Genomic DNA, 19,277 nt, shown 5'->3' with positions numbered 1-19,277 from the left:
AGCGGCTGAAACGGGCGATCGAGGGAACGCGAGCCCCCGAACGCCCGTCTCCAGAAGCGAACCCACACAGCATCTGCAAACAATGGCGGAGACCGCTCCGCAGTGTTCGTGCAGGCGCGTTTACGATGGAAGCCTTCACGTCACAGCACCCACCACGCCGACCTGAAAAGCCCTCAAAGCTCATGGAAGGCCAGTCGAATCCTGATGGGGAACTCAATGTCGTTCATCGGCCGTGACATGGCTGTCGACCTCGGGACCGCCAACACGCTGGTGTACGTCAGGGGTCGCGGGATCGTACTCAACGAGCCGTCCGTCGTCGCGATCAACACCAACACCGGTGGCATCCTCGCGGTCGGCGCCGAAGCGAAGAAGATGATCGGGCGCACCCCCGGCAACATCGTTGCCGTGCGTCCGCTGAAGGACGGCGTGATCGCCGACTTCGAGATCACCGAGCGGATGCTCCGCTACTTCATCCTGAAGATCCACAAGCGGCGGTATCTGGCTCGGCCGCGGGTCGTCGTCTGCGTGCCCTCGGGCATCACGGGCGTCGAGCGCCGCGCCGTCATCGAGGCGTCGACCCAGGCCGGCGCCCGTCAGGTGCACATCATCGAGGAGCCCATGGCCGCGGCCATCGGCTCCGGCCTGCCGGTCCACGAGGCCACGGGCAACATGGTGGTGGACATCGGCGGCGGCACCACGGAGGTCGCGGTCATCTCGCTCGGCGGCATCGTCACCGCCCAGTCCATCCGTGTCGCGGGCGACGAACTGGACAACGCGATCATCCAGCACATCAAGAAGGAGTACAGCCTCCTCCTCGGTGAGCGGACCGCCGAACAGATCAAGATCACGATTGGTTCGGCGTACGACCTCGACGACGACCAGCACACCGAAATCCGCGGCCGGGACCTCGTCTCCGGCCTGCCCAAGACCGTCGTCGTCTCGGCCGCCGAGGTGCGCAAGGCGATCGAGGAGCCGGTCAACGCGATCGTGGACGCCGTGAAGACCACGCTCGACAAGTGTCCGCCGGAGCTGTCCGGCGACATCATGGACCGCGGAATCGTTCTGACCGGCGGCGGAGCCCTGCTGCGCGGTCTGGACGAGCGGCTGCGCCGGGAGACCGGCATGCCCATCCACATCGCCGAGGACCCGCTGGACAGCGTGGCGCTCGGCTCCGGAAAGTGCGTCGAGGAGTTCGAGGCCCTGCAGCAGGTCCTGGACGCCGCGCCCCGCAGATGACGTAACGCTTCGATTCCGCCGTACGGGATGATCTCCTCTCGTGCGGCGGATCGTCGATATCGAGGCATAAGCTCCCACAAAGCGCCCTTGGTCATCTTGGCCCGGGGCTACCCGAATTCCTGGTTTTTCTCTCGAGGAAGGGCACGGCCGCCGCACGTGAGGGACACACGAGAGAGTCGGCTGCTCCTGGTGCTGCTGATCGCCATCGCGTTCGCGCTGATCACGGTGGACATCCGCGGCGGGGAGGACTCCCCGGTCGACGGTGCCCGGCAGGCCGCGGCCGCGGTCTTCGGTCCGATCGAGGACGGTGTGTCGTCGGCGGTGGATCCCGTCGGCAACGCCGTCTCCGCCGTCCGTGACTCCGGCGAACGCCATGACCGGCTCTCCGAGCTGGAGAAGGAGAACGCGGCCCTCAAGGCGAAACTCGGCAGCGACGACCGCAACCGCAGCCGCCTCGCGCAGCTCGACAAGATGCTGAAGATCGCCGGCGCGGGCCAGTACGGCATCAAGGGCGCCGAGGTCATCGCGATAGGAGCGGCCCAGGGCTTCTCCTGGACCATCACCATCGACGTCGGCGCGAACGACGGCGTCAAGCGCGACATGACGGTCCTCAACGGCGACGGGCTGGTCGGACGGGTCACCACCGTCGGGCCCGACACCGCGACCGTGCTCCTCGCCTCCGACCCCGACTTCACCGTCGGCACCCGTATGGAGGCGTCCGACGAGCTCGGCTTCGCGTCTGGGCAGGGCGACCGGCCGCTGCGCGTGGAACTCCTCAACGGCAAGGCCGATGTGAAGAAGGGCGACCGGCTGGTCACCTTCGGCTCGCAGGCCGACAAGCCCTTCGTGCCCGGCGTCCCCGTCGGCGTCGTCTCCCGCGTCGACCCCTCCGGCGGAGACCTCACCCGCACCCTCTACGTCACGCCGTACGTCAGCTTCACCAAGCTCGACATCGTCGGCGTCGTCGTCCAGGCCCCGAAGAAGGATCCGCGCGACACCGTGCTCCCCTCGAAGCCCAAACCGGTTCCCACGCCGACGGTGACCGTCACGGTCACTCCGAGCGCGAACGCACCCGTAGACGGCCAGCAGCAGTAGGAGCTGACAACCCCCATGCGCGTCAACCGGATCCTGCTCTCCGTCCCGCTGGTCGTCGTCGCCCTGGTGATCCAGGTGAGCGTGCTCGCCCGCCTCCACCTCCCCGGCGCCGTCCCCGACCTCCTCCTGCTCACCGTCCTGGGCCTCGCCATGGTCTACGGCCATGTCGGCGGCGCCCTCATCGGCTTCGGCGCCGGTCTGCTGGCCGACCTCGCGCCGCCCGCCGACCACGCCGCCGGGCGCTACGCCCTGGTGCTGTGCGTGATCGGCTACCTCGCCGGGCTCATCAAGCCCGAGACCGGCCAGATCAAGTCGGCCACCGGCCCCATGGTCGTGGTCGTCGGCGCCGCGATCGGCTCCACCCTGCTGTACGCGGGGGTCGGCGCCCTCGTCGGTGACACCGCCGCCCGCCATGTCGGCCTCACCGGGCTGCTGTTCACGGCCGCCCTGTACGACCTGCTGCTCGCCCCGTTCGTGGTCCCGGCGATCATGTTCCTGGCGCGGCGCGCCGACAACGATCCGCTCGCGGAGACCAACTCCGCCAAGAGCCCCGACATCTCCTCCGGCTGGCTCTCCCCCGGGACGGGTCTCAGGATCGGAGGCCAGCGTGGCGGCCTGAAGCTGAAGGCGGCCAAGTCGCGGGCGACCCGGGCGGGGCGCATCAAGGGGGTCAAGCGGCTGTGAGCGCGGGCGAGTTCGCTGGAAGGTTCACTCGAACGGGGAAGTACGGGGGGAACGCGGCCTCGCAGGCCGGTCGTTCATCATGCGTACGCACACACAGCCGTACGCACAGTCGTACGTGTGGCCGTACGTGTGGCCGTACGCACGTCCGTGCACACATGTCCGCACACGCGTCCGCGCACTGAGAGGGGGAGGCAGCCGCAGTGACCAACATTCCCGAGACCGGTCGGACACCACGGGTCCAGATCCGGCTCGTCGTGATCCAGATCCTCGTCCTCTCCCTGCTCGGCACCCTCGGCGGCCGCCTGTGGTACCTGCAGATCCGGGAGGGCGCGGCATACGCCAAGGAGGCCTCCGGCAACCACGTCCAGCAGGTCGTCGAGCCCGCCGTGCGCGGCTCGATCCTGGACGCGCGGGGTGTGCCGCTCGCCGACAACGAGACCCGGCTGGTGGTCTCCGCCTCGCGCACGGACCTGCTGAAGCAGCCGGACGACGGCAAGGCGGTCCTCGCCAAGCTCGCCGGCGTCCTCGGCATGAAGCCCGCAGAGATAATGCTGAAGGTGCGGCTGTGCGACGCGAAGACCCCGCAACCCTGTTGGAACGGCTCGCCCTACCAGCCGATCCCCATCACCGACGAGGCCACCGCCAAGCAGACCCTGCAGATCCGTGAGCGCGCCGAGGACTTCCCCGGCATCACCGCCGAGCCCGAGGCCGTGCGCCGTTACGCCGCTCCAGGCAACGCCAACACCGCCCAGGTCCTCGGCTATCTCTCCCCGGTCACGGACGAGGAGATCACCAAGGCCCAGGACACCGACTCGCCGTTCCTGCGCTCCGACCAGGTCGGCCGCTCCGGCCTGGAGCGCCAGTACGACAAGGAACTGCGCGGCAAGGCGGGCGTCACCCGCTACGAGGTCGACAACCTCGGCCGTGTCATCGGCCAGGCCCGCGCGGACGCGGCTCAGCCCGGCTCCAACCTCGTCACGAGCATAGACGCCCGGGTTCAGCGGGTCGCCGAGTACGAGCTGAACAACGCGATGAAGATCGCCCGCACCCAGTTCGACAAGATCACCGGCGAGAACTACAAGGCCGACTCCGGAGCGGTCGTGGTGATGGAGGCCAGGACCGGCCGGATCGTCGCCATGGCGTCCGCCCCGACCTACGACCCCAACGTCTGGGTCGGCGGGATCTCCGCCAAGGACTACAAGAAGCTCACCGGGAAAAACTCCGACTACCCGCTGCTGAACCGGGCCATACAGGGTCAGTCCGCGCCCGGTTCGACGTTCAAGGTGGTCTCCACGGCCGCCGCGGTCGAGGCGGGCTACGAGTGGGACGGCGGCTACCCGTGCACCAGTTCGTACTCGGTGGGCAGCCAGGTCTTCAAGAACTTCGAGGGGGAGAGCTTCGGCCCCATCTCGCTCGGCCGGGCCCTGGAGGTCTCCTGCGACACCGTCTTCTACGGTCTCGCCGACCGGGAGTGGAAGAAGGACGGCGGCATCAACCCCAAGAAGGGTGAGCCCAAGGACTACTTCTACAAGGCCGCCCACCAGTTCGGCCTCGGCAAGGAGACCGGCCTGGACCTCCCCAACGAGGTCACCGGCCGCGTCCCGGACCGCCAGTGGAAGGAGTCCTACTGGAAGGCCAACAAGGACTCCTGGTGCAAGTCCGGCAAGAAGGACGGCAGTTACGTCGAGAAGATCGCCTACGAGAACTGCCTCGAGGGCAACAAGATGCGCGAGGGCGACTCGATCAACTACTCCATCGGCCAGGGCGACACCCTCGTCACGCCGATCCAGGAGGCCGTGATCTACGGGGCGCTCGCCAACGGCGGCACGATGTACACCCCGACCATCGGCAAGGCGATCGTCAGCGCAGACGGCAAGTCCGTCCAGGAGATCAAGCCCAAGGCCAAGGGCAGGCTGCCCGTCGACCAGGCGACGATCAAGGGCATGGACGCCGCCCTCGAGGGCGTGGTCACCCGCGGTACCGCCGCCTGGAAGTTCGGCGGCTGGCCGCAGGACGAGATCCCGCTGCACGCCAAGACCGGTACCGCGGAGGTCTACGGCAAGCAGACGACGTCCTGGCTCGCCACCTACAGCAAGGACTACACGGTCGTCATGACGATCGCTCAGGCCGGTACCGGTTCGGGCGCCTCCGGTGAGGCCGTGCGGCACATCTACAACGCGATGTACGGCGTCTCCGACGACGGCAAGATCGACAAGAAGAACGCCCTGCTGCCCACCCCGCAGACGGCCCTGCCGAAGGTGCAGGCGGACGGCACGATCAAGTCTCCGAAGGTCTCCAAGGACCCGGCGAAGGAGCAGCGCGCCAGCCAGCAGACCGCGCCGGCGCCGGACGAGACGCAGCCCGGGGCCACCGTGCAGCAGAACACGAACACCAACCGCGACACCCGCAGGCGACGGCGGAAGAGGGGAAGCCGGAGGATGTGCACATGACCGGCGCGAACAGCTTCTCCGTCTCCGGATACGGGCCCGAGCGGGCCGGCTGGACGCGGGTCTTCGCCCGTGACTCGCTGGCCCGGAGGCTGGACTGGCCGATACTGCTGTCGGCCATCGCCCTGTCCCTGATCGGCTCGCTCCTGGTCTACTCGGCGACCCGCAACCGCACCGAGATCAACCAGGGCGACCCGTACTACTTCCTCATCCGCCACCTCATGAACACCGGCATCGGGCTCGCCCTGATGATCGGCACGGTCTGGCTCGGCCACCGCACCCTGCGCAACGTGGTGCCCATCCTGTACGGCCTCTCCCTCATGGGGATCCTGGCGGTGCTGACCCCGCTGGGCTCGACCGTCAACGGCGCGCACTCATGGATCGTGCTCGGCGGCGGCTTCTCGCTCCAGCCCTCGGAGTTCGTGAAGATCACGATCATCCTGGGCATGGCGATGCTGCTCGCGGCCCGGGTCGACGCGGGCGACAAGCCCTACCCCGACCATCGCACGGTGGTCCAGGCGCTGGGTCTCGCGGCCGTCCCGATGCTGATCGTCATGCTGATGCCCGACCTCGGGTCGGTCATGGTGATGGTGATGATCGTGCTGGGCCTGCTGCTGGCCTCCGGCGCCTCCAACCGCTGGGTCTTCGGGCTCCTCGGCGCGGGCGCGGCCGGCGCGATCGCCGTCTGGCAGCTGCACATCCTCGACGAGTACCAGATCGCCCGCTTCGCCGCCTTCGCCAACCCCAGCCTCGACCCGGCAGGCGTCGGCTACAACACCAACCAGGCACGTATCGCCATCGGTTCCGGCGGTCTCACCGGGGCGGGGCTGTTCCACGGCTCGCAGACCACGGGCCAGTTCGTCCCGGAGCAGCAGACGGACTTCGTCTTCACCGTCGCGGGCGAGGAACTGGGCTTCATGGGCGCGGGCCTGATCATCGTCCTGATGGGCGTGCTCCTGTGGCGCGCCTGCCGCATCGCCCGGGAGACGACCGAGCTGTACGGCACGATCGTCGCCGCCGGCATCGTGGCCTGGTTCGCCTTCCAGTCCTTCGAGAACATAGGGATGACTCTGGGGATCATGCCGGTGACGGGTCTGCCGCTGCCGTTCGTCTCCTATGGCGGCTCGTCGATGTTCTCGGTGTGGGTGGCGGTGGGGCTGTTGCAGTCCATCCGGGTGCAGCGGCCCATGTCGGCGTAGGGGATCCAGGAGGCGCAAGGCGTCGGACACCTTCTGGTCTCCCTGGGTTCAGCCGTGATTCGGATCCGGTGCGCACTGCCGTTCGGGCCCGACTGCGACTAGATTCGAATCATGGCGGAGACGAAACGCGAGATCGAGCGCAAGTACGAATCCGACGACAGTGGACTGCCCGACCTGACCGGGGCCGCCGGGATCACGTCCGTCCTGGACAAGGGCGTTGCCGAGCTGGACGCGACCTACTACGACACCTCCGACCTGCGGCTGGCCACGGCCTCCATCACGTTGCGCCGTCGTACCGGAGGTTCCGACGCCGGCTGGCACCTGAAACTGCCGGTCGGCCCAGGCATCCGGGACGAGATCCGGTCCCCGCTCTCCGACGCCGTTCCCGACGAGCTCGCCCAGCTGGTCCGTTCCCGTGTGCGGGAGGGGCAGCTGGTGCCCGTGGTGCGACTGCGCTCCAGCCGGGACGTCCGTGACCTCGTCGACGCCAAGGGCCGGCTGCTCGCCGAGGCCAGCGTGGACGCCGTACGGGCGGACCGGCTGTTCGGCGGCCAGGGCACCGCCCAGTGGACCGAGATCGAGGTGGAGCTCGCCGACGGCGGCGACCCGGTCCTCCTCGACAAGGTGGAGAAGCGGTTGCGCAAGGCGGGCGTCCGGCCGTCGAAGTCGGCGTCGAAGCTGGAGCGGGCGCTGGCGGAGACGAAGGGCGGCCATCCGCGGCCGAAGGACACGGGCCCCGCCGAGCCCGTCACCGCCGGCGACCACGTGCTGGCGTACATCCGTGCCCAGCGGGACGCGATCGTCGAGCTGGACCCGGCCGTGCGCCGGGACGCCGAGGAGTCGATCCACGACATGCGGGTCGCCACCCGCAGGATGCGCAGCACGTTCCGCTCCTTCCGCAAGGTCCTCGATCGGGAGGTCACCGACCCGATCGGCGCCGAGCTGAAATGGCTGGCCGGGGAGCTGGGCGTGGGCCGCGACCACGAGGTGCTGGCGGAGCGGCTGGCCGCGGCCCTCGACGAACTGCCCTCCACTTTGGTCTCCGGCCCGATCCACGACCGGCTGCGCACCTGGGCCAAGGCCGGCGAGCACGGCTCGCGCCGCCGACTGCTCGGCGTACTGGACTCGCAGCGCTATCTGACGCTCCTCGACAGCCTGGACGCCGTGGTCGCCGACCCGCCGACGCTCAAGGCAGCCGCCAAGAAACCGGCCAAGGTGCTCGCCAAAGCCGTGCGCAAGGACTTCGGGAAGGTCTCCGCGCTGATCGAGGAGGGCATGGAGCAGCCGCCCGGCACCGACCGCGACCTCGGACTGCACGAGGCCCGCAAGAAGGCCAAGCGGACGCGGTACGCGGCCGAGACGGCCCACCCGGCCCTCGGCAAGCCGGCCAAGGCCCTCGTCAAGTCCATGAAGTCGCTCCAGAGCCTGCTCGGCGACCACCAGGACAGCGTCATGGCCCGCACGACCCTGCGGGAGCTGTCCGCGGTGGCGCACGCGGCGGGGGAGAGCGCCTTCACCTACGGCGTGCTGTACGCCCGTGAGGAGCGGCGCGCGGAGCGGGTGGAGGAGGCACTGCCGGAGAAGTGGAAGAAGACCAACGGCTCGATGAAGGTTTAGGGCCGGAATCTTCGCGGGCGGGGGAGTCCTCCGGGCGGGTTAGGCTTGATGGTCACCCCTGTCCCTGTCAGCTCACGAAGGTAACCCCGCGATGTCTGTCGAGTCGGTCTTCCCGCAGCTCGAAGCCTTGCTCCCGCATGTGCAGAAGCCGATCCAGTACGTGGGCGGCGAGCTCAACTCCACGGTCAAGCCCTGGGAGTCCTGCGACGTCCGCTGGGCGCTCATGTACCCGGACGCGTACGAGGTCGGTCTGCCCAACCAGGGCGTCATGATCCTCTACGAGGTCCTGAACGAGCAGGAGGGCGTCCTCGCCGAGCGCACGTACAGCGTGTGGCCGGATCTGGAGGCCCTGATGCGGGACCACGCCGTCCCACAGTTCACGGTGGACAGCCACCGCCCGGTGAAGGCGTTCGACGTGTTCGGCCTGTCGTTCTCGACGGAGCTGGGCTACACGAACATGCTGACCGCCCTGGACCTCGCCGGCATTCCGCTGGAGTCCAAGGACCGCACGGTCGACGACCCGATCGTCCTCGCGGGCGGCCACGCCGCGTTCAATCCCGAGCCGATCGCCGACTTCATCGACGCGGCGATCATCGGCGACGGCGAGCAGGCCGTCCTCGACATGACGAAGATCATCCGCGAGTGGAAGGCGGAGGGCCGGCCGGGCGGCCGCGAGGAGGTCCTCTTCCGCCTCGCGAAGACGGGCTCGGTGTACATCCCCGCGTTCTACGACGTCGAGTACCTGCCGGACGGCCGGATCGCGCGGGTCGTACCCAACAAGTCGGGCGTGCCGTGGCGCGTGTCGAAGCACACCGTCATGGACCTGGACGAGTGGCCGTACCCCAAGCAGCCGCTGGTCCCGCTCGCCGAGACGGTCCACGAGCGGATGTCGGTGGAGATCTTCCGCGGCTGCACGCGCGGCTGCCGCTTCTGCCAGGCCGGCATGATCACGCGCCCGGTGCGCGAGCGCTCCATCACCGGCATCGGCGACATGGTGGAGAAGGGCCTGAAGGCGACGGGCTTCGAGGAGGTCGGCCTGCTCTCCCTGTCGAGCGCGGACCACAGCGAGATCGGCGACATCGCCAAGGGACTGGCGGACCGGTACGAGGAGGACAAGATCGGCCTGTCCCTCCCGTCGACCCGCGTGGACGCCTTCAACGTCGACCTGGCGAACGAGCTGACCCGCAACGGCCGCCGCTCCGGCCTGACCTTCGCGCCCGAGGGCGGCTCGGAGCGCATGCGCAAGGTCATCAACAAGATGGTCTCGGAAGAGGACCTGATCCGGACGGTCTCCACCGCGTACGGCAACGGCTGGCGGCAGGTGAAGCTGTACTTCATGTGCGGTCTGCCGACGGAGACCGACGAGGACGTCCTGCAGATCGCCGACATGGCGATGAACGTGATCGCCGAGGGCCGCAAGGTCTCCGGCCAGAACGACATCCGCTGCACGGTGTCGATCGGAGGCTTCGTCCCGAAGCCCCACACCCCCTTCCAGTGGGCCCCGCAGCTCTCCGCCGAGGAGACGGACGCGCGCCTGACGAAGCTCCGCGACAAGATCCGCGGCGACAAGAAGTACGGCCGCTCGATCGGCTTCCGCTACCACGACGGCAAGCCGGGCATCGTCGAGGGCCTGCTCTCGCGCGGCGACCGCCGCATCGGCGCGGTCATCCGGGCCGTCTACGAGGACGGCGGCCGCTTCGACGGCTGGCGCGAGCACTTCTCCTACGACCGCTGGATGGCGTGCGCCGACAAGACGCTGCCCGCCTTCGGCGTGGACGTCGACTGGTACACGACGCGTGAGAAGACCTACGAGGAGGTCCTGCCCTGGGACCACCTGGACTCGGGCCTCGACAAGGACTGGCTCTGGGAGGACTGGCAGGACGCCCTCGACGAAACAGAGGTCGAGGACTGCCGCTGGACGCCTTGCTTCGACTGCGGGGTGTGTCCGGCCATGGACACGACAATTCAGATCGGTCCCACGGGCAAGAAGCTGTTGCCGTTGACGGTGAAGCAGCCGGCGGGGAGCGGGCACGGTCACTGACCCGCGGTCATGAGCCGTCAGGTGTGTGTGGAGGGCCGGTCGACCGGCCCTCCACACACACCCCGTTGGTGGGTCAGTGGCTCGTCAGTTGGGTGTGACGGCCGTGCCGCTGTTGATGGCGAGGGCCGCGGGCTGAAGGTTGACCCTCACCCAAGGCTGGGGGAGGCCCTGTGCGTTATTGCAGTTCAGGGTGGCATTGGGCAGGGTGCTCTGCTCTACGCAGGTGGTCTCCCAGACCTGGCCCACGGTGGTGATGATGTCGAACTTGATGGGGTCCCCGGCGTTCTGGCTGTGGGCGTTGAGGCCGATGGCGCAGGCGAAGCCGACCGGGGCGCCCTGCGAATCCACACCACCCAGGGGGTAGTTGGGGTGCGTGCTGAGATCGGTCCACAGGAAGGGATGAGTGCCGTCCCGGAGGTCGTGGATACCCGCGTACGCTCGCGTGTTGAACAGCGCGGCCCGGAGCTCGAAGTCGTTGGAGTCCTGCGCCGCGTCGAGGTCGATGCAGGGGCCGGTCGCGCCCGTGGCTCCCGTGGCTCCGGTCGCGCCGGTGGCTCCGGTCGCCCCCGTAGCCCCCGTGGCTCCGGTCGCGCCCTTGGGGCCGGTCGGGCCCGTGGGGCCCTTGCACTGGTCCTTGGCGGCCGCCTCGGCGGCCCGGGGTTTGTGGTGGCTGGGCTGCTTGCACTTGTCGCCGCCGCTGGGGGTGGCCTCCGCCCGCGCGTAGTCGGTGACGCTGCGCGCCGCCGCGGCGGCCGGGCTGATCACGCCCGCCGCCAGGACCACGGCGAGCGAGGCCACCATGCCGGCCTGCTTGCATCTGTGCCGGGCCACCGGCCCGAGGAGGGAGTACGGTCCGAACTCAGGTCGCATTCTCATGCTCCTTGCATCGACCGGTCCGGGCGGTCCCCGAACCTGAGGGCGAGCCTGACCCGGGGAACGGGCTCCGGCGAGGCGTATGGCCCGAAAGTGTCTGTTTATCGACGTATCGGACTAATCGATGCGCGCTGATGGGTCATTCTTCGCCGCGGTCGCCCGACCTGGTGTCTTCGCGGCCGTTCGGGGAGCGTTGCGGCCCGCTTCCCGCGTGGATGGGCGGCCCCGCGCCAGGCCTGTGTCACCTTGACGCCCGTGAAACAGCAGACCCTGTGCCTGTGCATGATCGTCAAGGACGAGTCGCGGGTGATCGAACGCTGCCTGCAGTCCGTACGCCCCCTCATCGACTACTGGGTGATCTCCGACACCGGTTCGACGGACGGAACGCAGGAGCTGATCCGCAAGGTGCTCGACGGCATCCCGGGCGAGCTCCACGAGGAACCCTGGGTCGACTTCGGGCACAACCGCACGCAGAACATCCAGCACGCCCGCGGCAAGGCCGACTACCTGCTCACCCTCGACGCCGACCACGTCATGCGCCAGGACGCCCCGCTGCCCCGGCTGACGGCGGGCTCGTACATGCTGCGCTACGACACTCCGGGCACCCAGCACCGCTTCAAGCACCTCATGCGCGGCGACCGGGCCTGGCGCTACGAGGGCGTCACCCATGAGTACCCCTGCACCGACGAGCCCGACCGGCAGGAGAACCTGGACGCGCTCGTCATCGAGGACCACGCGGACGGCGGCTGTCGCAGCGACAAGTTCGAGCGCGACGCGCGCCTGCTGCGGGGCGAGTTGGAGCGCGATCCCACCAACCCGCGCACCGTCTTCTACCTCGCCAACACCGAACGCGACCTGGGACACGTGGACGAGGCGATCGAGCTGTACGAGCGGCGGGCCGGCCTCGGCGGCTGGGGCGAGGAGGTGTACTGCTCGCTTCTGGAGGCCGGGATCCTCAAAGCGGAGAAGGCCGACGACTGGCCCGGCGCCATGGACGCGTTCTCCCGCGCCTGGGAGTCCCGCCCCGCCCGCCTCGAAGCCGTCTACGAACTGGCCTCGCGACTGCGCCTGCAGAGCCGCTATCGCACCGCGTACGCCCTGCTCGGCGGGGTCGTCGGCGCACGCGAGCCGGACGACCTGCTGTTCACCAAGTCGTGGGTGTACCAGTGGGGTCTGCTCTTCGAGTTCTCCATCTGCGCCTACTGGGTCGGCGATCACACGGTCGCCGTCCGGGCCTGCGACGCGCTGCTGGCGATGCCGGACCTGCCCGACGCCATCCGTCAACAGACCGCGACCAACCGGGAGTTCTCCGTCCCGCACGTCAAGGCCGTGCCCCGGTCGGCCGCCCCGGTCCGTCGGCCGAAGGCCTCCAGGGCCGGCAAGGCGGCCAGGACCCGGAAGAGGTGACGTCGCCTTGAGAGCCGCGTTCCGGCTGGTCAGTGCATCCGCAGGCGCGCCCGTGGCGTCTACGTCGACATGGACCTGCAGAAGCCGCCCGCCGCACCGCCTGCGCAGCCGCCCACCCAGCCGCCCACCCGGACGCCCGACCGGGCGGGTGAGGGGTGTCTCGTCGTCGCGATCAGGCTGCCCGTGCGGATCGTCGTGCTCGTGCTGGTCGTGCCCGTGCGGATGGCGTGGGACGCGCTCGTCGTCGTCGGACGGTTCCTCAGGGACACGGTCCTCCGGCCGCTGGGGCGAGCCCTGTTGTGGCTGGGGAAGGCGCTGTTCGTCCGGCCGCTGATCGGGCTGTGGCGGTACGTCGTCGTCCCCGTGGGCCGGGTGGCCGGCCTGCTCGGGAAGGTGCTGCTCGTCGTGCCGGTGGTGTGGTTCTACCGGTACGTCCTCACCCTGGTCGGGCACGGCATCGCGTGGCTGGCGCGGGGGACCGGGGCCGGACTGGCGTGGGTGTACGCGCGCGTGCTGACGCCCGCCGGGCTTGCGGTGCTCTGGCTGCTGAAGGGGATCGGGGCCGTCCTCGCCGCCGTCGGCGTCGGCGCGTACACCGGTGTGGCGTGGCTGGCGCGGTACCTCGTCGTCGTTCCGGCCCGCTGGGTCCACGCGTGGATCCTCGCGCCGGTCGGGCGGGCGATCGGCTGGTGCGCGCGAGCGGTGTGGCTGGGCCTGGTGATGCTGGTCAGGGGGATCGGTTTCGTCCTGTACTGGATCACCCGGATCGTGGTCGTGCTGCCCGCGGCGGCTCTGTGGCGCTGGGTGCTCGCTCCCGTCGGGCGTTTCCTCGCGGTTCTCGCGCGGGAGGTGGGGGACGCCCTGGGGCATGCCTGGCGGATCGCCGGACGGATCTCGCTCGCCGTCGGACGGTTCCTCGGCACGCTCTTCCGGTGGATCTTCGTCGAGCCGGTGCGCTGGGCGTACCGGACCGTCCTCACCCCGCTCGGGCACCTGGTCCGGGACGCCGTGCTGCGTCCCGCGGCCCGGGCCGCGCGCAGCGTGGGCCGCACCGCCCGGCAGACGCTGGCCGCCGCCCGGGAGACGGCCCGGCAGGCCCGCGAGGACGTGCGCCGGATGCTCTTCGGGCGGCCCGGGAAGCCGAGCGAGCGGGAGGCCGTCGTCCGGCGGGAACCATCGGAGGGCGAGACACGTACTCTTGGTAGGAGTACGACCGCTCTCACGAAGGACTGAACGACACTGGGCAAGCGACAGCCCGAAGGCCCGCCACCCGCACCCGCGGTGCAGCGCATCCGACTGCGCTACACCAAGCGCGGCCGCCTCCGGTTCACCAGCCACCGTGACTTCCAGCGCGCCTTCGAGCGTGCGTTGCGCCGTGCCGAGGTGCCGATGGCGTACTCGGCGGGGTTCACGCCGCATCCGAAGGTGTCGTACGCCAATGCCGCACCCACCGGCACGGGCAGTGAGGCGGAGTACCTGGAGATCGCGCTGACCGCGGCGCGTGACCCGGAGAAACTGAGAATTCTCCTCGACGAGTCGCTGCCCGCCGGGCTCGACGTCGTCGACGCGGTCGAGGCCCGGACGTCGGGGCTCGCCGACCGGCTGACGGCCTCCGTCTGGGAGCTGCGGCTGGCCGGGGTGGACCCGACCGACGCCGATCGCGCGGTGGAGGCCTTCAACGAGGCCGACACCGTCGAGGTTCAGCGCATGACCAAGAACGGCGTCCGCACCTTCGACGCCAGGGCCGCGGTCGTACAACTTGAAACGCACAGTGAACCTGCTGATAGGCCGACCGACCAGCCCTGTGCGATACTGCGGCTGGTTGTTCGGCACGTGACGCCTGCCGTACGACCCGACGACGTCCTGTCCGGTCTCCGCGCCGTGGCCGACCTGGCGCCGCCGGTCCCCGCAGCGGTGACCAGGCTGGCGCAGGGGCTTTTCGATGAAGAGACCGGCACGGTGACCGACCCGCTCGCGCCCGACCGCGAGGCAGCACAGGCCCCCACAACGGCCGTACCCGCTGCCGCCGCGAAGGCGCCCGCGTAGGGAAGGTTCCGCGAAGGGACGGACGTCGTAGCGCCGCCCTCGGACTCGGGAGCCACCTGGGTCGGGCAGCGCACCGACCAGAAGACTTTCGCCAGGCCGTACGCATTCGGCGTACGGAACCGGCGAGACAGGACACAGAGAGCTCCCGTGCGGCGCCCGCGCCCCGGACGGCGGCACCGCGCATCGCGCGAGCCGCGGACGTCAACGGCGATCGATCCCCCGTGATCGACGCCGGACCAGGCGCGGCGCCCGGGAGCCTGACGGGAGAAACGCCCGCATGCTCGAGCCAACCGAATCCACAGAGTCCGTGACGGACTCCGAATCGAACACCCCCAGCGACACCCTGCCGCCGCGTCGTCGGCGCCGTGCCGCTTCCCGGCCAGCGGGTCCGCCGGTCGCCGCCGCCGACACCTCGGCCGAGATCACCACGCCGGCCATACCGGCCGTGGAGTCCGTCGAGGAGCTGGCGGAGGAGGATCTGCGGACCGCCGACGTCAAGGCCAAGGAAGCCGAAGAGGCCGCCGCGGTCGCAGAGGTCGAAGAAGCCGCCGAGGCCGCGCCTCGTACGCGGCGCCGGGCCACCCGCCGTGCCTCCGCGCCCGCCGGTGCTCCGGCCGCCGCCGAGGCCGCCGAGACGGTCGTGCCTGTGGCCGCCGCCGAGCCGCTCGCCGAGCAGGCCATCGCCGATGAGGCCGCAGTCGAGGAAACCGCCGTCGAGGACGCCGCTCCTCGCCGCACCCGCCGCCGGGCCACGCGTCGCGTGTCCGCGCCCGCCGGAGCCGCTCCGGCCGAGGTCGTCGAGACCGCCGCCCAGGAGGCCGCCGTCGTGGAACAGCCCGCCGCAGAGTCCGAGACCGAGACCGCGCCCACCGCCCCGGTGGCCGACGAGGCACCCGCGCCCCGTACGCGGCGCAGGGCCACCCGCCGGGCGACCGCGCCCGCCGGCGCCCCGGAGGCCGAGACGCCCGCCGCCGAGGCCGAGGCTCCTGCCGTGGCCGACGAGGCTCCCGCCGAGGCCGCTCCCCGTACTCGCCGTCGCGCCACGCGCCGGGTCTCCGCGCCCGCCGAGGCCGAGGTCGCCGAAGTGACCGAGGCGACCGAAGCGGCGGAGGTGACCGCGGCGGCCGCCGAGCCGGTTGTCACCGCTCCCGCCGCCGCTCCCGCCGCCGCTCCCGCTTCTGCCGCCGCTGTCGAAGAGCCGAAGGCTGTCGAGGCCCCTGCCGCTCAGGCCGACGAGGACGCCGGTCCGCGGCGTGGGCGTCGGCGAGTGGTCCGTCGGGCCGCCGGTGGCTTCTCCGCGCCCGAGCCGGTGAAGGGCGACGGCGAGGAGGACGCGCCGCGTCGCCCGGCGCGGCCCGCGGTCGCCGTGTTCCAGGCGCCCGTGTTCGCCGAGCCGCAGTTCCAGACGCCGCAGCGGGCCGCGGCCGAGGCTGCCGCCGCCGTGGCCGAGGAAGTCGTCGAGGCCGAGGAGCCCGAGGAGGCCGCGGAGCCTCCGGTGGAGGAGCCGGCCGGTTCGCGCCGTCGCCGTCGCCGCCGGGGTGCCCCCGGGGTCGAGGAGACCGAGACCGCCGCTCCGGCGCCCGCCGTGACCGCCGCGCCCGCCGCCGAGGAGGAGCCGGAAGAGGCCGACGAGGCCGCCGAGGACGTCGTCGAGGGTGACGACGACAGCGAGGAGACCGGGTCGCGTCGCCGTCGCCGCCGTGGCGGTCGTCGCCGTCGTCGTGGCGATGCCGCCGACGGCGAGGGGGAGTCCGGGGACACCGAGGCCGACGACCTCGCCGCCGAGCAGGCCGAGCAGGACGCCGAGGACACCGCCGAGCAGGAGGACGAGGACGCCGAGGACGCGGAGGACGGGGCCGGTGGCTCCACCGCCGGAAGCCGTCGTCGCCGTCGTCGCCGTCGCCGCGCCGGCGACTCCTCGACCGAGGCCGAGACGGGTGACGGAGACCCCGAGCGCACGGTCGTCAAGGTCCGCGAGCCGCGCAAGCCCTCCGAGCCGTCCGACGAGGTGCAGTCCATCAAGGGCTCCACGCGTCTGGAGGCCAAGAAGCAGCGCCGCCGGGAAGGCCGCGAGCAGGGGCGTCGTCGCGTCCCGATCATCACCGAGGCCGAGTTCCTGGCCCGCCGCGAGGCCGTCGAGCGGGTGATGGTCGTCCGCCAGAGCGGCGAGCGCACCCAGATCGGCGTCCTGGAGGACGGCGTGCTCGTCGAGCACTACGTCAACAAGGAGCAGGCCACCTCCTACGTCGGCAACGTCTACCTGGGCAAGGTCCAGAACGTGCTGCCGTCGATGGAGGCCGCCTTCATCGACATCGGCAAGGGCCGCAACGCGGTGCTCTACGCCGGTGAGGTCAACTTCGAGGCACTGGGCATGGCGAACGGCCCGCGCCGCATCGAGGCCGCCCTCAAGTCGGGTCAGTCGGTCCTCGTCCAGGTGACGAAGGATCCGATCGGGCACAAGGGCGCCCGGCTGACCAGCCAGGTCTCCCTCCCGGGCCGCTACCTCGTGTACGTCCCCGAGGGCTCGATGACCGGCATCAGCCGCAAGCTGCCCGACACCGAGCGGGCCCGGCTGAAGACGATCCTCAAGAAGATCGTCCCCGAGGACGCGGGCGTCATCGTGCGCACCGCCGCCGAGGGCGCCAGCGAGGACGAGCTGCGCCGCGACGTCGAGCGGCTCCAGGCGCAGTGGGAGGAGATCCAGAAGAAGGCCAAGAGCGGCAACGCCCCGACGCTGCTGTACGGCGAGCCGGACATGACGGTCCGGGTCGTTCGCGACATCTTCAACGAGGACTTCTCCAAGGTCGTCGTCAGCGGTGACGAGGCCTGGTCGACGATCCACGGTTACGTCTCGCACGTCGCGCCCGACCTGGCCGACCGGCTGTCGAGGTGGACGTCCGAGGTCGACGCCTTCGCCACGTACCGGATCGACGAGCAGCTCGCCAAGGCGCTGGACCGCAAGGTCTGGCTGCCCAGCGGCGGTTCGCTGGTGATCGACCGGACCGAGGCGATGGTCGTCGTCGACGTCAACACCGGCAAGTTCACCGGCCAGGGCGGCAACCTGGAGGAGACGGTCACCAGGAACAACCTGGAGGCGGCCGAGGAGATCGTGCGCCAGCTGCGGCTGCGCGACCTCGGCGGCATCATCGTGATCGACTTCATCGACATGGTGCTGGAGTCCAACCGGGACCTGGTGCTGCGCCGGCTGCTGGAGTGCCTGGGCCGCGACCGTACGAAGCACCAGGTCGCCGAGGTGACGTCGCTGGGGCTCGTGCAGATGACCCGTAAGCGGGTCGGACAGGGCCTGCTGGAGTCGTTCTCCGAGACCTGTGTGCACTGCAACGGGCGCGGCGTCATCGTCCACATGGAGCAGCCGGCCGCCGTCGGCGGCGGTGGCAAGCGCAAGAAGCGCGGCCGCGGTGGCGACGGCCATGAGCACGACCACGAGACGGTGGCGGCCGAGGTCGTCGAGCCCCTCGTGAGCGTCGAGTTGGAGGCGGAGACCGAGGCCGAGATCGCCGCCGAGGTGGCCGAGCCCGTCGCGCTCGCCGCGCCGGAGTTCGCGGCCGACGAGGAGCTGTACAGCAGCATCGCCGAGGCGGAGGCCGCTGCCACGCGTGGCCGTGGCCGGCGCCGGGCGAGCCGCCGGGCGTCCGCTCCGGCGGGTGCGCCGCGCGGCGGTCAGTCGCGCAGGGCGGGCGGCTCCGGGACGTTCGCCACGCCGGAGCCCGCCGAGCCGGTCGCCGAACAGGCCGCCGAGCCGGTCGTGGAAGCGGCCGTGGAGGCGCCCACCGCGCAGGAGGTCACCGTCGAGGCGGAGGCCGGGCGTCCGGTGCAGCCGGCCGAGGCCGTCGCCGCGTACGCCGAGCCGGTCGCCGTCGAGGACCCGGTCGTCGAGGCTCCGGCCGCCGAGGCCGCCGTCGTCGACGAGGCCGCGCCCAAGGGCCGTACGCGTCGTCGCGCCACCCGCAAGGTGTCCGCGCCGGCCGGTTCGCCGGCGGGGGCCGAGGCCGCCGTGGTGACGGTCGCCGAGTCGGCGCCCGCGCAGGCTCCCGTCGTGGAGGCTCCCACCGCCGAGACCGCTGCGGTGGCGCAGGCCGAGGCCGGGCAGGCCGACGAGCCCGTCGCCGAGAGCGCGGCCCCGGCCCGCCCGCGGCGCCGCGCCGTGCGCAAGGCCACCGCGCCGACCGCGTCCGAGGAGACGGCCGTCATGGTCGTCCCGTCGGCCGTGACGGAGCCCGCGGCCGAGGAGGCCGCGGACACCGAGGCGCCCGCCGAGGAGGCGGAGGCCGCTCCGGCGAAGAAGACGGCCGCCCGCAAGACGGCGAAGAAGGCCACGGCGAAGAAGGCCGCCACCAAGAAGACGACGGCGGCCAAGAAGACGGCCGCGAAGAAGACCGTCGCCAAGAAGACGACGGCCAAGAAGGCGGCGAAGGCGGTGTCGAAGAAGACGGCGGCGGCGCAGACGAGCGCCCCGGCCGTCTCGGCCTCGACGGAGGACTGACGTCCGGCTCGGGCCGACAGCGGCGGGGGGGGGGGGGGGGGGGGGGGGGGGGGGGGGGGGGGGGGGGGGGGGGGGGGGGGGTGACGCCCGGCGACACCCCGCCCCACTAGGCGGATAGAAAGGTGAAA

The 19,277-nt window shown here is 70.9% G+C and carries 12 protein-coding genes; 11 read left to right on the top strand and 1 reads right to left on the bottom strand.

Going from position 1 to position 19,277, the window contains the following annotated elements:
- Nucleotides 1-216 precede the first annotated feature (216 nt).
- The 7 genes from ACIBTS_RS45100 (at nt 217) to ACIBTS_RS45070 (ending at nt 10,319) form a co-directional block, all read left to right on the top strand.
- Nucleotides 217-1,236 (top strand): rod shape-determining protein, encoded by a 1,020-nt coding sequence (locus tag ACIBTS_RS45100; protein WP_319671828.1) that lies wholly within the window; start codon nt 217-219, stop codon nt 1,234-1,236.
- A 156-nt stretch (nt 1,237-1,392) separates the two neighbouring features.
- On the top strand, nt 1,393-2,331 hold the full coding sequence (gene mreC / locus ACIBTS_RS45095) for a rod shape-determining protein MreC (protein WP_399327168.1): 939 nt from the start codon (nt 1,393-1,395) through the stop codon (nt 2,329-2,331).
- 15 nt (nt 2,332-2,346) lie between these two features.
- Nucleotides 2,347-3,015, top strand: coding sequence for a rod shape-determining protein MreD (gene mreD / locus ACIBTS_RS45090; protein ID WP_399327166.1), 669 nt, complete (start codon nt 2,347-2,349; stop codon nt 3,013-3,015).
- 200 nt (nt 3,016-3,215) lie between these two features.
- On the top strand, nt 3,216-5,465 hold the full coding sequence (gene mrdA, locus ACIBTS_RS45085) for a penicillin-binding protein 2 (RefSeq protein WP_399327164.1): 2,250 nt from the start codon (nt 3,216-3,218) through the stop codon (nt 5,463-5,465).
- Nucleotides 5,462-6,661: a rod shape-determining protein RodA gene (gene rodA / locus ACIBTS_RS45080; protein WP_319671824.1), complete on the top strand. Its 1,200-nt coding sequence runs from the start codon at nt 5,462-5,464 to the stop codon at nt 6,659-6,661. Before mrdA ends, rodA begins: the two co-directional genes overlap by 4 nt.
- Nucleotides 6,662-6,772: 111 nt before the next feature.
- A complete protein-coding gene (locus ACIBTS_RS45075; protein WP_399327162.1) occupies nt 6,773-8,278 on the top strand; it encodes a CHAD domain-containing protein in 1,506 nt (501 codons plus the stop codon).
- 91 nt (nt 8,279-8,369) lie between these two features.
- On the top strand, nt 8,370-10,319 hold the full coding sequence (locus tag ACIBTS_RS45070) for a TIGR03960 family B12-binding radical SAM protein (RefSeq protein ID WP_399327161.1): 1,950 nt from the start codon (nt 8,370-8,372) through the stop codon (nt 10,317-10,319).
- Nucleotides 10,320-10,403: 84 nt separating this feature from the next.
- On the opposite strand, the gene ACIBTS_RS45065 is transcribed toward ACIBTS_RS45070, so the two are convergent.
- Nucleotides 10,404-11,189: a hypothetical protein gene (locus tag ACIBTS_RS45065; protein ID WP_399327159.1), complete on the bottom strand. Its 786-nt coding sequence runs from the start codon at nt 11,187-11,189 to the stop codon at nt 10,404-10,406.
- 258 nt (nt 11,190-11,447) lie between these two features.
- Here ACIBTS_RS45065 and ACIBTS_RS45060 point away from each other — a divergent pair, with 258 nt between their 5' ends.
- The 4 genes from ACIBTS_RS45060 (at nt 11,448) to ACIBTS_RS45045 (ending at nt 19,149) form a co-directional block, all read left to right on the top strand.
- Nucleotides 11,448-12,599, top strand: a complete 1,152-nt coding sequence (locus tag ACIBTS_RS45060; protein ID WP_399327158.1) for a glycosyltransferase — start codon at nt 11,448-11,450, stop codon at nt 12,597-12,599.
- 69 nt (nt 12,600-12,668) lie between these two features.
- On the top strand, nt 12,669-13,832 hold the full coding sequence (locus ACIBTS_RS45055) for a hypothetical protein (RefSeq protein WP_399327157.1): 1,164 nt from the start codon (nt 12,669-12,671) through the stop codon (nt 13,830-13,832).
- 48 nt (nt 13,833-13,880) lie between these two features.
- Nucleotides 13,881-14,645, top strand: coding sequence for a TIGR03936 family radical SAM-associated protein (locus tag ACIBTS_RS45050; protein WP_399327156.1), 765 nt, complete (start codon nt 13,881-13,883; stop codon nt 14,643-14,645).
- Nucleotides 14,646-14,922: 277 nt separating this feature from the next.
- The gene (locus ACIBTS_RS45045) at nt 14,923-19,149 is read left to right on the top strand and encodes an Rne/Rng family ribonuclease (protein ID WP_399327155.1); all 4,227 of its coding nucleotides are present in this window, start codon (nt 14,923-14,925) and stop codon (nt 19,147-19,149) included.
- The last annotated feature ends 128 nt before the right edge of the window (nt 19,150-19,277 follow it).

This window comes from Streptomyces sp. NPDC050121, assembly GCF_044460385.1.
GTDB lineage: Bacteria > Actinomycetota > Actinomycetes > Streptomycetales > Streptomycetaceae > Streptomyces > Streptomyces soliscabiei.
Note: the sequence above shows the minus strand (reverse complement) of the source record. Positions and strands in the feature narration are given on the sequence as shown.

What these genes read in the sequence shown, in the direction of transcription:
- ACIBTS_RS45045 (WP_399327155.1), top strand. Translation starts at nt 14,923, where the DNA reads ATGCTCGAGCCAACCGAATCCACAGAGTCCGTGACGGACTCCGAATCG.
- rodA (WP_319671824.1), top strand. Translation starts at nt 5,462, where the DNA reads ATGACCGGCGCGAACAGCTTCTCCGTCTCCGGATACGGGCCCGAGCGG.
- ACIBTS_RS45100 (WP_319671828.1), top strand. Translation starts at nt 217, where the DNA reads ATGTCGTTCATCGGCCGTGACATGGCTGTCGACCTCGGGACCGCCAAC.
- ACIBTS_RS45075 (WP_399327162.1), top strand. Translation starts at nt 6,773, where the DNA reads ATGGCGGAGACGAAACGCGAGATCGAGCGCAAGTACGAATCCGACGAC.
- ACIBTS_RS45065 (WP_399327159.1), bottom strand. Translation starts at nt 11,189, where the DNA reads ATGCGACCTGAGTTCGGACCGTACTCCCTCCTCGGGCCGGTGGCCCGG.
- ACIBTS_RS45070 (WP_399327161.1), top strand. Translation starts at nt 8,370, where the DNA reads ATGTCTGTCGAGTCGGTCTTCCCGCAGCTCGAAGCCTTGCTCCCGCAT.
- ACIBTS_RS45055 (WP_399327157.1), top strand. Translation starts at nt 12,669, where the DNA reads ATGGACCTGCAGAAGCCGCCCGCCGCACCGCCTGCGCAGCCGCCCACC.
- mreD (WP_399327166.1), top strand. Translation starts at nt 2,347, where the DNA reads ATGCGCGTCAACCGGATCCTGCTCTCCGTCCCGCTGGTCGTCGTCGCC.